We start from the raw sequence: 15,384 nt of genomic DNA on the forward strand, positions 1-15,384 counted from the left end.
TTAATTATCCACGGCAGGGCGAGCAATATCGCTATCTGGCGATACCATATCGGCTTCCTTTTTATGCTCAGGTACGGCAACGTTACCACTGATAATGACCTCACCGTTTTGCCATAAACGCCACTCTCCGCGTGCGTAAATATCCCATTGCTCGTCGTTGGTTAGCGGCGCCGTAGCAATAATACTCACAACATCTTTGGGCGTTGTTTCAGACGCAAAATCAATTTCTACTTCAACATCTTTAAGACAAGCTGGTCCAAACGGTGCTCGACGGGTAATGCTTGCTAACTTAGTGCTACAAAATGTAAACAACCAGTCGCCATTACTTAGCAGGCAATTAAACACCCCCTGTTGCGCATAACCTTTTGCAAGGTTTACCAGTGTCTCTGCTAATTGTTCGAGCGTGGCATCACGAGACAAATGTTGACGAACATTGTTCATAATGTCGCAAAATAATGCTTCGCTATCAGTATCGCCTACGGGCTCATAAAGCCCTGAACACCCAACAAAACTAGGCAGTTGACCATTATGAGCAAATACCCAATATTTACCCCATAGTTCCCGTGAGAAGGGGTGAGTATTTGCCAGATTAATATTGCCTACGTTAGCCTGTCGAATATGACATAGTGCAGTTTGACTTTTAATCGGCAATGTTGAGACGAAGTCAGCGATTGGCGACGTGGCACAGGGCTCCGGGTCGTGAAACATACGCACGCCACTTCCTTCATAAAACGCCACGCCCCATCCATCTTTATGCGGTCCTGTCTCGCCACCACGGCGGGTTAACCCTGTAAAACTAAAACACAAATCGGTTGGTGTATTGGCACTCATGCCAAGTAATTCACACACGATGACATCCACCTTATTCAATACGACTTACATGAGCATACTCAAGCACACAAGGTGAAGCAAATAGAGGGGTGGCAAACCTAAAAAAAAGCACACCTTTTACAGTGTGCTTGCGCGGTATAAAACCGTTGGTTTAATCTGGTATTACGACCACTTTATGCATCGACAACAGACGTCTCAGCGGTATCGATTGCCTCACGTGACGACATATCCATTGGTGTTTTATCACTACTTTGTAGATGTGTGCTCGCTATGCCTTTATCTCTCACATTTTTCTGCACGGTAATAGCTGCAAACAAGCTCAGTATAAACGCCATACCAAAGAAGCCTTTCTCGCTAAGTAATAACTCGGCATTCATCAGCCCGATAATAAGCAATACAATAGAGGATGCAGTGGCCACACAAGACGCTAAAAAGTACGCTTTGGTAGTAGGTACGCCTTCCATTTTATCCCGTACGGTTTTTTGTAGGCTGACTACCGAAAACAGGCCAAATAACATAATCGTAAAATAGTAGCCTTTTTCGTTAAGTGCCATGGGGGCGTTATAAAGCCCAATAAAATACGCACTTACGCCGGTCAACAAGGCGGCAATTGACGCTATCCTAAACGCTTTAGTGGGTTGTTGTAGTGTACTCATAATAACGCTCCTAAATAGGCTGTACGTTTTGGCTGTCGCTGAAAATAAATGCGCCCGACGAAAGATCATACTGCTTCATATATCGCGCCATACTGCTAAACGTTGTTGTTTCAACACGGCGGGAATGATCGCGCAGCGTAACACCATCATTGAACATGCTCGCTATGCGAAGCTTCGCGCGGCTCATATTGACTTTCTGTGGTACAAAGTGCGCCTTTGCATTTGCTTTGAGCTGGGGAATATCGGTCGTCGAATACACCGCACTATTTAGTACATCAAGTGTGTATTCGGTACAGTTTTGCCTTTCGCTATTGAAAGGGTTGGCAATTACCGAATAACGCGGATTGTGTAGCAACGCCGCTTTACCTTCAGTAAATACCTTAATGATGGCTGCTTGCACGTCTTTGGTTGGAATAATGATGCCAGCTTCAAGCGCATAAGCTCCCCAAAAGAAATCAACGGGGTAGTCGGTAATTAAGTGGCTACGGTCAGGCTGTTGGGCATATTGATATAGGTTATGAATAGCATAGCCCTTGGCCACTTCTCCATTATCTAACGTTACCGAAGAGTAAATCGCTATCGCGGTATGGGTAAAACGAATGCCTTCGGGTAAATCATCAGAGGGCCGCCCTCGCCTTGCGATGATGAACGCACGTGCGCCTTGAGATGCCGCATATTTTTCGACGTTTTTTGAAAACGTGGCTATCGCCTCTGGTGAGAAGTTTGGCTTGCCTGTTTGCTCACTCCCTGCGTTCACCGCCCCGCTAAGTAATAGCGCTATAAGTAAAATAACTGTTTTCATACCGTCACCTATCGTGTGGTTGTTGTTACTTTAACTTTATTTGGTGCTGGGTCGGCAGTAATGATGGTTTCAGTGATCACAATAGGTTGGTCATCATGTGAATGATGCGTGCTCTGTGAGGCCGATTCTGCACTCTCTGCGATAGCGCTACCCGTAGCAACAACTACGCTACCGGTTAGTAACACCGGTACTGCTACCACAGCGCTGGCAACAGATGCGGTCGTTTTAAGGCCTTCAGACGCTGCCAACACACTGTGCTTACTGGCTTTACCACTATGATTAACTGAGTCATCAGCAATGGCAGCCGGCGATAAAGAAACAGCGCTTAACGCCGCAGCTAACATCAATGTTAAATATGTATTTTTCATATGTCTTACTCCTGTTTGAAGGCAATCGCTTTGCCTTCGACGCTATCTACACTAGAAGTAAGAATAGCTATCGTAAACCTTTTTAATTAATGTAGTATTAAATTAAACCAACAGTATTAATTATTAATACCATGAGCCAAATTAATCACATTTACGACACCTTAAAGCAATGTCTTCGCGAGCAACGCATTACCTATAAGCAGCTTGCGAACGCACTGGATGTGAGCGAAGCCAGTATCAAACGTAATTTTTCGTTGCACGCGTTTAGCCTTGAAAAGCTTGAACACATTTGTGCGTTTCTTCAATTATCTCTTAGCGAGCTATTTGCTTTATCACAAAAACAACAAGACAAAATTTCGCAGCTTTCAGAAGAGCAAGAGCTACAGCTGCTAGCGAACCCTAAACTGTTGTTGGCGGCAGTGTGCGTAAGGGACGGATGGCGTTTTGAAGAGTTAATATCTCACTATGACATTGAGGAAGTTGAAGGTATTAAACTAATGACGACGCTCGATAAACTGAAACTCATAGAGCTCTTACCCAATAACCGCTACAAACTACTTATTGCACAGGATTTTCGCTGGATACCTGGCGGCCCACTGGCCAATTTCATGGAAAATGAAGTAATGGTGAAATTTATGGCCCCAAAAAAGAATGAACCCTGGATGTTTAGATCGTACTTGCGCGGGCGCTACTCCCCCTCTTCGGTAGCAATAATACAAAGGCGATTAGAACAACTTCGCCAGGAGGCTGCCAAACTCAGTAAAGAAGACAACGCGCTGCCTATCGACGAACGACAGCATGTTGGCCTGCTTATGGCGATGCGTCCTTGGGAGCCCTCGCTTTTTGAAAAAATGAAACGGAACTAACCTGCACAGTTCCCGCTAACAGAGTGTACGCATGGGCTGTATGACATGGTAATATTGCACTAACAATATCGCTTGGTGATACCATGAAAGAACAACCTAATAACCCCTTACACGGGCTAACGCTTGAAAAAATAATCACACAGTTGCACGAACGCTATGGATGGGACGGTCTTTATTATCGTATTCGCATTAACTGCTTTAAAAGCGACCCATCCATTAAGTCTTCGCTTAAGTTTTTAAGAAAAACCCAGTGGGCACGAGATAAAGTAGAGCAACTTTATATCCAAACGTTTAGCAAATAAACGCGCGAGAAAAGCGTCCCGCGCATTAAGGCTACTTTACCGTTACCGTAAAGCCGTAGTGATAGTCACGCCATGGTAGTGTGTATTTAAACAACGGTGGTGTCATCCAAGAATCGGTGCCAGCAACCCCACGCTGTTTGTAGTCAATATTAATAAACGGCGCGCTTTGTAAAGGGATACTATGCGGGTGCGAGCTGGTTTTTTCTAGCGTGTCGTAGTCGAGGATATCGCGATATTCAGCGTTAAAACCGATTGATGGCATACCCGTTATGGTTACTGCTGGCAATGCATCATTAGCGCTGCTAACAAAACTCACTTCATAAACGTCACTTCGATGCCCGTTTTCTTGCGGTCGAACATAATCATGCGCTAGCGCCTTTATCGGCATGGCATAACGGCCAAACAAGGCAGAACGTTTACGATCCCAGTAATTTTCATGAGGCCCGCGTCCGAACCACGCCACTGAATCATAGTCAGCTGTTAGCTGAAAACGGTAGCCTATTCGTGGAAGGGCGGCATAAAATTGATTAGGGGCAGCAAGAAACCAAACGTCTACGTCTAACGAACCATTTTTACGTAATGTATATGTTGTTTGATAACGGCTTTCTACCGTTGGCAAACGGTGCTCGGTGGTAACCGTAATCTCGGTCGTAGTCTTTTGTGACGTCAGCGACATTAACTCTGCATGACTTGCAGTATCTAACCACACTTTACTTTTCTGCGGAAACCCTTCGCCAAAGTCGTTATCTGTCGGCGCTCTCCAAAACCACGGTAACAGTTCAGATTGTGTTACCACTGCACCATCTTGCGTAATAGCTGATAGCCAACCTGAATTCGTATCAATCACAAAGCGTGTTTGGCCATGCTGTAACACCCACTGCGTTTGTTGTTTCGTAAGCGTCGGCAAACTATCTTGCTCAGCGTTTTGGCTTACACGGGTGATACCTTCAAAAGGATAAGCCAACTGAACGACCGCGACTTCATGCCCTTGCTGCAACCCCTGGCGCGCAGTTTTTAGCGTAAACCGTAAGGTTAAATGATAGCGAATATCAGGTGAGAGCGTGTGCGCCATCGCAAGTTTAATGTTCTCGGATGAACGCGCAGGTGTGTTCAACGTGTTGTAAACACCGCTATCAACAATAACGCCATCAGCGAGCAATTCCCATTGCATATCCACATCGTCTAATGTGGTAAAGAAATGTCGGTTTTCAACCGTTACGACGTTTTCATGCTCTGCAGAAAGCATGGCCGTGATATCTTGGTACACCGATTTAACTTCAAAAGCATGGGGATGAAACTCTCGCGTAGCAGTTAAGAGGCCGTTCGCGGCAAAGTTGCCGTCATGGTATTGGCCCTGTACCTCAAAGTCGCCGCCATAGCCTTGAAATTCGATGCCTGACGCCGTTTTTGTCGTAATAGTCTGATCGACCCAGTCCCAAATAAACCCACCCTGTAACGCTTTATGCTTACGAATTAACGCCCAATATTCGCTTAGGTTACCGACAGAGTTACCCATAGCGTGTTCGTACTCACACAGGATCATTGGGCGATCATCACCAATTTCAACAAAGCTCTCCATTAATTCCAAAGATGCATACATTTGTGCATACATATCGGTATGTGGACGAAGTTGGGCTTGTTCTGACATCACAGGCAAAGAGGTTCTCTCTTTTAGCCAGTCGTATAAGTGCGCAATGTTAGGGCCATCGCCACTTTCATTTCCTAAACTAAGCATTACCACAGATGCGTGATTTTTACTGGCTTCGTACATATTGCTGATGCGGTCTTCATACGCGGCCTTCCACGATGGTAAGTTAACCATATGTTTTTCTTGGTTGTAGCTGTGCCCTTGGTTCGCAGCACCAATACCATGTGACTCGATATTTGCCTCATCGACAACATACATACCTAACTCATCAGCAAGCGCGTACCAGGTGGCATTATTAGGATAGTGGGAATTACGCACCGCGTTAATGTTTAACGACTTCATTAAGATTAGGTCGTTTCGCATTGACGCTTCACTTAGCACATGCCCAGTGACGGGGTCGTGTTCATGCCTATTTACGCCTTTAAACAAAACGGGCTTTCCGTTAATTAACACATTCCCATTTTTTAACTCGCTGCGCCTAAAGCCTAGCCTTAACCACGCTTCTTGCTGCATTACATTTTTTTCGTCCACTAACCGAACCCTAACCGGATAAAGCGTAGGTGATTCGTGATTCCACGGTGTAATGTTAGTGAGAAGCGTTTGAGGGACTACGGCATGCATTGAGCCGGCTTCCTGCATCACTTGCTGTTTAGTGCTGTGCACAATGCTGTTGTTGTCGTTGAAAATAGTGATATCAACATAGTGATGTTGTGAACGCTCTCCGGTAACCTCAATGGAGGCCGCAAACTGGCCTTGGCTATAATCGTCAGTCAAGTCTGCCTTTAGATGAATATCTTGAATACGCGTGGAAGGTGCACGATAAAGGAAAACATCCCGCTCTATTCCGCTTAAGCGCCACATATCTTGAAGTTCTAAGAAGCTTCCGTCTGACCAACGGTATACCTCTAACGCGATAATGTTTTCGCCCGGCGTCACCACATTTGAAATATCGAACTCGGCGGCGGTTTTACTGTCTTGAGAATACCCAACATAGTGCCCATTAACCCACACTTTGAACGCCGATTTAACGCCCCCAAAATAGGCGATAACGCTATCGTCTTCCCATGTTTCAGGTAAGGTAAAACTGCGACGGTAGCGCCCTGTTGTATTATTGTCATGTGGGATTTTGCCAATTTCTGGCGGTGCGCCATTTAATGATGGATCGGCAAAATCGGCGCGCATATTAACGTAATTAGGCACGCCATACCCGTTTAGCGACCAATTGCCAGGGACCTGTATTGTCCCCCACTCTTTTGCATTAAATGCTACATCAAAGAAGTGGCGAGGTTCGGTAAAAGGTGACGGTGCAAATTGAAACGCCCACACGCCATTTAAATTCACATAATCTTTGCTATGCCATGGTGTGTATAAAAAGCCTTGCTGCGACCTAGTATGCGCATAAAAGTGCGCTCGGGCGGGAAGCCTGTTTTGCGCAAAAATCGAAGGGGTTTCCCATAATTCAGGCGTACTTGACGATGACGCATTCGTTGCAAACGATGCGGTACACGAGATAAACAGCACCAATACAGATAACAATAACGCAGCGGATAAACTTTTCATCAAAGAGTCTCGAAGTAACATGATGAGACCATGGTAGGAAAACGTTTACCCAAAGTAAACACATTCGTGTCGAAATGTTAATGAATCGTTGCTTTTAATGGTGACCGACAGTACTAGATGCGATAAGAAGCGAGAGGAAAAAGGGGAATGTGCATCCCCCTTGCTAAGCGTGTTTATGCGTCGTTATAAAGGGTGGCTATCCACTTTTCTTCAGTAATAAAGTTCCAGTTATAGCTTTTCCATTTCTCAGCTAACCCTGCGGCCTTAATATCTTCTAAAGATTTTCCGTTCGCTTTACGTGCTTTTACATCGTTAAACGTACTACGAATCATCTCAAGAAAAGCTGTATATTCTGCTTTATTGCTGACACTACCGTGGCCCGGGATGACAACGGTATCATCATCTATCTTGTCTAATAAATGCTGCACCGACTGCATATACCCTTCTACATTTCCGCCAGCGCCTTGGTCAATGTAAGGAAACATACCGTTAAAGTACAAATCACCTGTGTGCAATACATCTGGCTGTTCAAACCACACCACACTATCACCGTCTGTATGCCCTACTGGCAAATGCATAACGTGAACGGTTTCTCCGTTGAAGTAAATTTTTATGCCGTCATCATACGTCACCGTGGGCAATGCTTCAGGTTTTACTTTTTCATCACTTGCCAGGCGTATTCGCACATTTTCATGGGCAAAGATGGTTGCACCCTTATGGCTATGGAAAAACGCGTTAGACCCCGTGTGATCACCATGATAATGCGTATTTATCACATACTTTGGCTTATCATTTCCAAGCTCACCGAGCTGTGCTGCTATCTTTTCAGCAAGGGGGGCAAACTGGTCATCAATGATGAGCACTCCATCTTCTCCTGCGGATACGCCTATATTTCCCCCCATGCCAGTAATCATATGCACAGCGCCTTTTATCGCGGTTGCCTTTACCTCAACATTGGCAAAGCGGTCTTGCGCAAGCGTGTTCGTTGAAAACGACATCGTAAGTATGGTTGACAGCAGTATGGCACTGCGTGATAACGCGTTGTTCATGTTATTATTCCTTGATGCAGGGTTTACCGACCGCTAGTGGCCTTGTTTTGTTGTTGGTAATCATTATGGCTATTTACGCCTTTCAGATCATACTTTCATCATCGGGAATATCGCCAATATAAGCAAAGCGAGGAACCTGCTGGCCATTAACTTCTACCGTTTCTGTGAACATCGACAATGGGCGCACCCATAGTGCACGCTCACCGTAGCACGGACGATAAACGACCAACTTACTTTCATCTTCAGAGTGTGTCGCAACCTCATAAACGTCGTAATCATGGCCTTTATAATGTCTGTAGCGTCCGGGCGCGTTAAATAATTGCTTAGTCATTGTTATCCTCAAAAGGTAGCGGTAATTGCAAAGTAGTGTGGTTACTGGCTAATCCTATATGCAAACCTACAAGCCGAATGCCGCGCCCTTTAGCGCGTTCAAACGCTTCTTCCATTAGCGTCTCAAAATATTCTGCTTCTAATTTCACGTGACGATGCTCTACGGTCGTAAGTTGAAAGTCGTTAAACTTCAGCTTTACACCTTGTGTCCGCAATTTAACCTGTTTTCCGGTGCGTTTACTATGGTTTTCAATGCGTGTGTTTAGTGTATCAAGTAGACGAGGCAAAAAATCTTTTACTTCGTCAAGGGTATGAATATCGTCACTGAGTGTGCGCTCAACGCCTATAGACTTGCGCTCTCTCGATACTGACAGTTCTCGTTCGTCGATGCCATGAGCACGCTCCCACAACACGCTACCAAATTTGCCCAACTCTTTCTGTATACGTTCAAAAGGGTACGAACGAACATCATTACAAGTGTTCAGACCCAACCGCTGAAGCTTTTGCATGGTAACTTTTCCAACGCCGGGTATTTTTTTTAAGGGCATGCGCTTAACAAAATCGTCAAGCTCGCTTGGGGTAATGACACAAATTCCATCGGGCTTGTTTTCATCACTGGCCACTTTGGCAACGAATTTACATGGCGCCACCCCTGCTGACGCGGTAAGCCCTAACTCTTGTTGAATTCTTGCGCGTATTTCTTCGGCGATTAACGTAGCACTTCCACCGCAAAATTGGCTGTCAGTAACATCAAGATAGGCTTCATCGAGCGATAATGGCTCTATAAGGTCGGTGTAGTCGGCAAATATCTTTCGGATTTTTTGAGACTCGTTAGCATAAACGTCCATGCGCCCTTTTACGACAGTAAGGTTGGGGCACAGCTTTAACGCATAAGCCGTAGCCATAGCAGAGCGAACGCCAAACTTGCGGGCAGGATAATTACAGGTTGATATTACACCCCGTCTATCAGAGCTTCCGCCTATAGCGATAGGAATATTTTGAAGCGCTGGGTTATCCCGCATTTCAACCGCGGCATAAAAACAATCCATATCAACGTGGATAATTTTTCGCATGGATACTCGCATTGCCGCATTTATCTATTTGCTTACGCAAACGACTAAATGCAAAACTGTACAAAAGAACAGTATAATAGCGGCTAACGAAGCGCTATACCAGCGTAACGGATGATTGCATAACGCACTTAAGGTTTTTTAGCAGCCGCTGGTGGTCACATCGATAATAGGTTTACCATCTGATGAACGCGCGGCAGCATATCTCACGCGACAATTGGCAGGGTCTGGGGCATCGTCTAAGGTAAGGTTGATATTCCCAAGTCGTCCAGCGCAGTTACCGCCACCCCACGTTAGTCCGTCGCTTGCATCCATGGCATTTGCAATGCCACTAGGGTGCGGGCATGGGAAGCCACAGCGAAGGGTAATAGTTTGCCCGGCAAGTTCAACGGTAGGGTCGGCACTACAATCGGTTTTGTTTTCAAGACGTGCTTTGTAGTTAACTAATTCCGCGGCGGTACGCATTGCGCCCTCTGTCGAGGTTAACGTGGCGATTCGGGCATCCGTGCCTAAATTCACTAATTTAGGCGCTACTGTAACAGCAAGAATGCCTAGAATAACAATCACGATAATAAGTTCTATTAACGTGAACCCTTTTGTATTTATTTTCATAAGCGCATTACCCAACCGCAGAATAGATAAAAATGATGACGATGTAAGATACTATACAAGCTCACATTGTATGAAAAGCCTATTGATATCAAAAGGGCTCTATCATTCACATATGACGAAAACCATTAATAGTAAATACGCTATCATATGCGTCTTCAATCAGTATCACACCTACCTAATTTTTGTCTTACGCTTTGGTTTATAGAGCGAGTCATTTTATGGTTAGAAAACTGTCAGCTTCTTTTACATATATTTCTTAATATAAAAAACATTGTAGTAACTACCTGAATTTCGGTGTTTTAATTATGGGCACACATATTGCTGCTCACATTTTAAACAATGCGACTGTAAATAAGGAACGTACATGGATGTCAAAAGTCTCTGCCTTGTCATAATAACCGTTAGTATGTATTCCCACACTGCCTATTCAGGCATTATAACGAGTACCACCAATACAAATTTAACACAGCGTTCTTGTCCTTCGGTGACATCAGATTTCAACGCCTATAAAAATGAATGGGGCGATGAGATCGTTGAGTACTTTGCTGACTTTCTGCCTAGCAGACCCGCTACAGTTCAAGATATAAATTTAGAGGATGCGTGTATATTCAATACACAATGGGAACGATTCTTTGATAGTGCTTCAGCAGGGAGTAAAGAGAGCGCTCAAAATATCTCAGCTAATGCTACGCGTTCATATCTCGAGAATGCTGATGGTGATATATGGCTTGAAGCAGAACTAGATAATACTGAATTGTCGTTACCGGAAGCTCACTTTGTTGTGAATTCCGATCTCAACGAACGTAACTCTGCAAACTTATTTTCAGCTCAATCGTTTATTTGGGACGGCGCTTCAACAACTCTCGATTTCATCGCAAATTTCGACTTTGCTATGTCGACTGGAAGTTGGGGAAATAGCTCTGATTCGAAATACAGACTGACGATAGGAGCAACCCAAGGGTTACAACTTTCAAGTTCTTCTATTTTTCCACTGTCTGTAGGTTCAACCTTAGCACAGAACACCTATGAGTCTGACTTAGATGTTTTTATCACCGATAGCGCTAAAAACTTTAGGTCCCTTTCAATATCATTCAACGTAAATCCAGGTGATAAATTTCAGCTATATGGTGAGTCTCAAGCTTTTGCGCTTAACGGTGGCTGGATTGATTCCGCAAATACAATGAGAACGAAGCTAACAGTACAGGGGCTAACCGACTCAGAAAGCGCGGATATATTGTCATCATCACTACGATTCGATGTACCAGAGCCTTCTATTTTCGCTCTGCTACTAATCACTATTGCCGTTATCAGTTGGCGTCAAGTCTTCAAATTAAGTTAGTAATCTAAAACAGATTAATGCAACAAAGCACTATCTACAGTAACAACAAAAACGCCGCGTAAAATACCCACGCGGCGTTTTCATCTAGAAATAGCGTTCATCAAATACTATAGAATTTGATTTTGCTTCCATTCATTCAATTTCTTTTGACGCGCTTCTTCTTTTTCCATACGAGACTTCTTGCGATCGCAGGGTTCTGGACAATCGCAGGCCTTTTCAATGCCTAATGCCCCCAAACCACCACAGCTACCAGATATCGTTTTTCGCTGTACAAGATAACCTACCGCCATCGCCGCGACCATGGCTAAAAAGAACCCAAATGCGAGAATAAATGTAGACATACCTACCTCTTAATTATGTAGTGTTACCAGTTTATCAAATTCTGGCGATGCATACTCTTCAAAACCATCATCTACACGACGAATCAGAAATACAGCAAGTTGCTCTTGCTCTGCAAGCGCCCTTGCCTGCTCCCAGCCCATCACATTGAATGCGGTCGCAAGGCCGTCAGCGGTCATAGAAGAAGGGTGTATCACCGTAACCGACACCAAGTTATGAGAAATAGGTGAGCCCGTTGTCGGGTCAATCAGGTGTGAATAACGCTTCCCGTCTTCTTCGTAATAATTTCGATAGTCGCCCGATGTTGCAACGGCATTAGTGCCTATAGAGAGTACTTTTTGCACCGCACGTTCGGTCGTCACTGGCTTTTCTATCGCGATAAGCCATTCGCTGCCATCACCACGCTGTCCGGTAACTCGCATCTCACCACCAATTTCCACAAGGTAGTTAGTAATATTATGTTTGTCTAGTATAGAGGCAACCTCATCCACACCGTACCCTTTGGCAATGGTCGATAAATCGACATAAAGCATAGGGTTGCTCTTTCTAAGGCCTGACCCTGTAGTCGAGAGCTTCGCATACCCTACGTAATCGCGCACTGCATCAATATCAGATTGATTAGGCACTTTCTCTGGGCGCTTGGTGGGGCCAAACCCCCATAGGTTAACAAGCGGTCCTACAGTAACGTCTAACACGCCACCACTTAATTTTGCTAATCGCAATGACTCTTCAACAACAAACAGCGTATCAGGTGAGGCAGCGAAATTATCAGTGTAACGATACTGATTAAACCGCGACAATTCAGACGTCGGGTCATAGGTAGACATCAGTTTATTGATATCGACTAAACGGGCGTCTATTTTCTGTTGTAGCCCCTCAACCGGTGCGTCGCTTTCAACCACATACTTCACATTGTAAGTTGTGCCCATCGTTTGGCCCTGCAAGTGAATCACAGGGCGTGCTTTTTCACTGCAACTGGCCAAAATCAAAATGCTGAACGCTATAACTGCTAGCGCAATACGAGCATAAAATCGAATCACATTGTTACCCTTTTACTTAACAAAAAGGGGGCTAATGCCCCCTTCTTTAATCGTATGCTTTTAGATTAACCACCAAAGTCATCTAGCATAATATTTTCGTCTTCAACACCTAGGTCTTTTAGCATGTTGATGACGGCTGCGTTCATCATAGGTGGCCCACACATGTAGAACTCACAATCTTCTGGCGCAGGGTGATCTTTCAGATAGTTCTGAAGAAGCACTTGGTGTATGAAGCCTGTATAGCCTTCCCAATTATCTTCAGGTTGAGGATCTGAAAGGGCAACGTGCCAATCAAAGTTCTCGTTCTCAGCCGCTAGTTCATCAAAATCTTCTACATAGAACATTTCGCGAAGTGAACGGGCACCGTACCAGAAACTGATTTTACGGTCAGACTTCAAACGACGAAGTTGGTCGAAAATGTGCGAGCGCATTGGCGCCATACCAGCACCACCACCGACAAACACCATTTCAGCATCCGTCTCTTTTGCGAAGAACTCACCAAATGGACCAGAGATAGTCGCTTTGTCGCCTTCTTTAAGGCTCCAAATATACGATGACATTTTACCAGCGGGTAGGCTTAGGTTATTAGGCGGCGGCGTAGCAATACGCACGTTCAGCATAATAATCCCTTCTTCTTCCGGGTAGTTTGCCATTGAATATGCGCGAATGGTTTCTTCGTCAACTTTTGACTCTATGTCAAAGAAGCCAAAGCGTTCCCAATCACCACGATATTCGTCTGGAATCTCAAACTCTTTATACTTAACGTGATGCGCAGGGGCTTCAATCTGAATATAACCACCAGCACGGAAAGGAACGCTTTCACCGTTAGGAATTTTAAGTTTAAGCTCTTTGATGAAGGTCGCTTTGTTATCGTTAGAGATAACGTCACAATCCCACTTTTTAATACCGAATACTTCTTCTGGTAGCTCAATCTTCATGTCTTGCTTCACAGCAACCTGACATGATAGACGGCAACCTTCGCGTGCTTCACCCTTGGTGACGTGATCAAGTTCAGTAGGTAGAATCTCACCACCACCTTCTTTGATATCAACACGGCACTGGCCACATGAACCACCGCCACCACACGCTGAAGAAACGAAAATACCTGCTTCGGCCAACGCGCCAAGTAGTTTACCACCTGGAGCCGTTGTAATTGCCTTGTCAGGGTCGTTGTTTATTAAAATTTGTACATCACCGCTAGGTACCAATTTAGACTTGGCAAACATGATGATGAATACTAGCGCCAATACAATGGCAATAAACATGCCGACGCCTAAGTAAATTTCTGCGTTATTCATTTAAATGCTCCCGAGCTCTATTAAAGCTGAATACCAGTGAATGACTGGAAGCCAAGTGCCATTAGACCAGCGATCATAAATACCGATCCAAGACCACGGATACCATCAGGCATATCAGCATACTTCAGCTTTTCGCGGACAGCGGCCAACAGCACAATAGCAATTGCCCAGCCCATACCACTTCCTACGCCGTAAACCACACTTTCGGTCAAGTTATATTCACGCTGTACTGCGAATGCCACACCACCGAAAATGGCGCAGTTAACCGTAATAAGCGGTAAGAATATACCTAACGCGTTGTATAGCGCAGGGAAGAACTTATCTAAACTCATTTCTAATATTTGAACCAATGCTGCAATAACACCGATAAACGTTAGGAAGTTTAAGAAGCTCAGGTCAGCGTCAGGGAAACCAGCCCAAGCAAGCGCGCCTGGAGCAAGAATATTAACGTAAATAATTTGGTTAACCGGTACTGAGATACCCAGTACAACGATTACCGCAACACCAAGGCCCATAGCGGTCTTAACTTTCTTAGATACAGCCAAGAAGGTACACATACCTAAGAAAAGTGATAACGCCATGTTCTCAACAAAAATTGAGCGAACAAATAACGACAAATAATGTTCCATGACTTACTCCTTAGGCTCAACTTGCTCTGGGCGAATGGTACGGATAAACCAAATCATACCGCCAATTAAGAAGAACGAACTAAATGGTAGAATTAACAATCCATTACCTTGATACCAACCGCCATTTTGGACTAATGGAAGGATCTCAAAGCCCAAGATTGTACCAAAGCCAAATAGCTCTTTAATGGTACCGATAACCACAAGAATGAACGAGTAACCTAAACCGTTACCAATACCATCTAAGAAGCTCATCAAAGGTGGGCTCTTCATGGCGTAGGCTTCAGCACGGCCCATTACAATACAGTTAGTAATAATTAGACCAACGAATACTGACAGCTGCTTCGATATTTCATACGAATATGCTTTTAGAATTTGGTCTACAACGATTACCAAAGACGCAATGATCGTCATCTGGATAATAATTCGAACACTAGATGGAATCTGGTTACGAATAAGTGAAATAAACAAGTTTGAAAACGCTACAACCGTGGTAAGCGCTAATGACATTACTAATGCTGTTTCAAGCTTAGTAGTAATTGCCAGTGCTGAACAAATCCCCAAAACCTGAAGGGCGATTGGGTTGTTGTCCAAGATTGGCCCAAAGAGGGCCTTTTTCATTTCTTTAGTATCTGCCATGAGACTTCC

Annotated in this window: 17 protein-coding genes; 3 read left to right on the forward strand and 14 right to left on the reverse strand. The window is 44.5% G+C overall.

The genetic code is table 11. The features are described 5' to 3' along the window. The 4 genes from ACOJRU_RS14655 to ACOJRU_RS14670 all read right to left on the reverse strand — a co-directional run bounded on the left by ACOJRU_RS14655 (position 1) and on the right by ACOJRU_RS14670 (position 2,657). Positions 1-849 (reverse strand): class II glutamine amidotransferase, encoded by an 849-nt coding sequence (locus tag ACOJRU_RS14655; RefSeq protein ID WP_421132478.1) that lies wholly within the window; start codon positions 847-849, stop codon positions 1-3. Positions 850-1,004: 155 nt separating this feature from the next. Next, positions 1,005-1,487 (reverse strand): inner membrane protein YiaA, encoded by a 483-nt coding sequence (gene yiaA / locus ACOJRU_RS14660; protein ID WP_421132479.1) that lies wholly within the window; start codon positions 1,485-1,487, stop codon positions 1,005-1,007. A 10-nt stretch (positions 1,488-1,497) separates the two neighbouring features. Further along, entirely contained in the window at positions 1,498-2,289 is a 792-nt protein-coding gene (locus ACOJRU_RS14665; protein WP_421132480.1) for a DUF2145 domain-containing protein, read from the reverse strand. An 8-nt stretch (positions 2,290-2,297) separates the two neighbouring features. After that, the gene (locus ACOJRU_RS14670) at positions 2,298-2,657 is read right to left on the reverse strand and encodes a hypothetical protein (protein ID WP_421132481.1); all 360 of its coding nucleotides are present in this window, start codon (positions 2,655-2,657) and stop codon (positions 2,298-2,300) included. A 131-nt stretch (positions 2,658-2,788) separates the two neighbouring features. Here ACOJRU_RS14670 and ACOJRU_RS14675 point away from each other — a divergent pair, with 131 nt between their 5' ends. Both ACOJRU_RS14675 and ACOJRU_RS14680 read left to right on the forward strand, forming a co-directional pair. Beyond that, entirely contained in the window at positions 2,789-3,523 is a 735-nt protein-coding gene (locus ACOJRU_RS14675; protein ID WP_421132482.1) for a helix-turn-helix domain-containing protein, read from the forward strand. An 83-nt stretch (positions 3,524-3,606) separates the two neighbouring features. Further along, a complete protein-coding gene (locus ACOJRU_RS14680; protein WP_421132483.1) occupies positions 3,607-3,825 on the forward strand; it encodes a VF530 family DNA-binding protein in 219 nt (72 codons plus the stop codon). Between the two features lie 31 nt (positions 3,826-3,856). On the opposite strand, the gene ACOJRU_RS14685 is transcribed toward ACOJRU_RS14680, so the two are convergent. From ACOJRU_RS14685 to ACOJRU_RS14705, 5 genes are all read right to left on the reverse strand, one after another. Further along, on the reverse strand, positions 3,857-7,033 hold the full coding sequence (locus ACOJRU_RS14685) for a glycoside hydrolase family 2 TIM barrel-domain containing protein (RefSeq protein ID WP_421132484.1): 3,177 nt from the start codon (positions 7,031-7,033) through the stop codon (positions 3,857-3,859). A gap of 173 nt (positions 7,034-7,206) precedes the next feature. After that, entirely contained in the window at positions 7,207-8,082 is an 876-nt protein-coding gene (locus ACOJRU_RS14690) for an MBL fold metallo-hydrolase (protein ID WP_421132485.1), read from the reverse strand. Between the two features lie 82 nt (positions 8,083-8,164). Beyond that, on the reverse strand, positions 8,165-8,413 hold the full coding sequence (locus ACOJRU_RS14695) for a DUF1653 domain-containing protein (protein WP_421132486.1): 249 nt from the start codon (positions 8,411-8,413) through the stop codon (positions 8,165-8,167). Then, on the reverse strand, positions 8,406-9,485 hold the full coding sequence (gene dinB / locus ACOJRU_RS14700; protein WP_421132487.1) for a DNA polymerase IV: 1,080 nt from the start codon (positions 9,483-9,485) through the stop codon (positions 8,406-8,408). Before dinB ends, ACOJRU_RS14695 begins: the two co-directional genes overlap by 8 nt. A 138-nt stretch (positions 9,486-9,623) precedes the next feature. Beyond that, the gene (locus tag ACOJRU_RS14705; protein ID WP_421132488.1) at positions 9,624-10,094 is read right to left on the reverse strand and encodes a prepilin-type N-terminal cleavage/methylation domain-containing protein; all 471 of its coding nucleotides are present in this window, start codon (positions 10,092-10,094) and stop codon (positions 9,624-9,626) included. A gap of 364 nt (positions 10,095-10,458) precedes the next feature. Here ACOJRU_RS14705 and ACOJRU_RS14710 point away from each other — a divergent pair, with 364 nt between their 5' ends. Further along, positions 10,459-11,433 carry a hypothetical protein gene (locus ACOJRU_RS14710; RefSeq protein ID WP_421132489.1) on the forward strand — a complete coding sequence of 325 codons (975 nt, stop codon included), beginning with the start codon at positions 10,459-10,461 and terminating at the stop codon, positions 11,431-11,433. Between the two features lie 107 nt (positions 11,434-11,540). On the opposite strand, the gene nqrM is transcribed toward ACOJRU_RS14710, so the two are convergent. From nqrM to ACOJRU_RS14735, 5 genes are all read right to left on the reverse strand, one after another. Further along, positions 11,541-11,774, reverse strand: a complete 234-nt coding sequence (gene nqrM, locus ACOJRU_RS14715) for a (Na+)-NQR maturation NqrM (RefSeq protein ID WP_421132490.1) — start codon at positions 11,772-11,774, stop codon at positions 11,541-11,543. Between the two features lie 9 nt (positions 11,775-11,783). Further along, complete coding sequence (locus ACOJRU_RS14720) at positions 11,784-12,812, reverse strand: FAD:protein FMN transferase (RefSeq protein WP_421132491.1); 1,029 nt, start codon at positions 12,810-12,812, stop codon at positions 11,784-11,786. A 65-nt stretch (positions 12,813-12,877) separates the two neighbouring features. Continuing rightward, complete coding sequence (nqrF, locus tag ACOJRU_RS14725) at positions 12,878-14,110, reverse strand: NADH:ubiquinone reductase (Na(+)-transporting) subunit F (protein WP_421132492.1); 1,233 nt, start codon at positions 14,108-14,110, stop codon at positions 12,878-12,880. Between the two features lie 20 nt (positions 14,111-14,130). Further along, a complete protein-coding gene (gene nqrE, locus ACOJRU_RS14730; RefSeq protein WP_013782594.1) occupies positions 14,131-14,739 on the reverse strand; it encodes an NADH:ubiquinone reductase (Na(+)-transporting) subunit E in 609 nt (202 codons plus the stop codon). Between the two features lie 3 nt (positions 14,740-14,742). Beyond that, the gene (locus tag ACOJRU_RS14735; protein ID WP_421132493.1) at positions 14,743-15,375 is read right to left on the reverse strand and encodes an NADH:ubiquinone reductase (Na(+)-transporting) subunit D; all 633 of its coding nucleotides are present in this window, start codon (positions 15,373-15,375) and stop codon (positions 14,743-14,745) included. Positions 15,376-15,384 lie beyond the last annotated feature (9 nt).

The sequence above is a fragment of the Alteromonas algae genome (assembly GCF_049117195.1).
GTDB lineage: Bacteria > Pseudomonadota > Gammaproteobacteria > Enterobacterales > Alteromonadaceae > Alteromonas.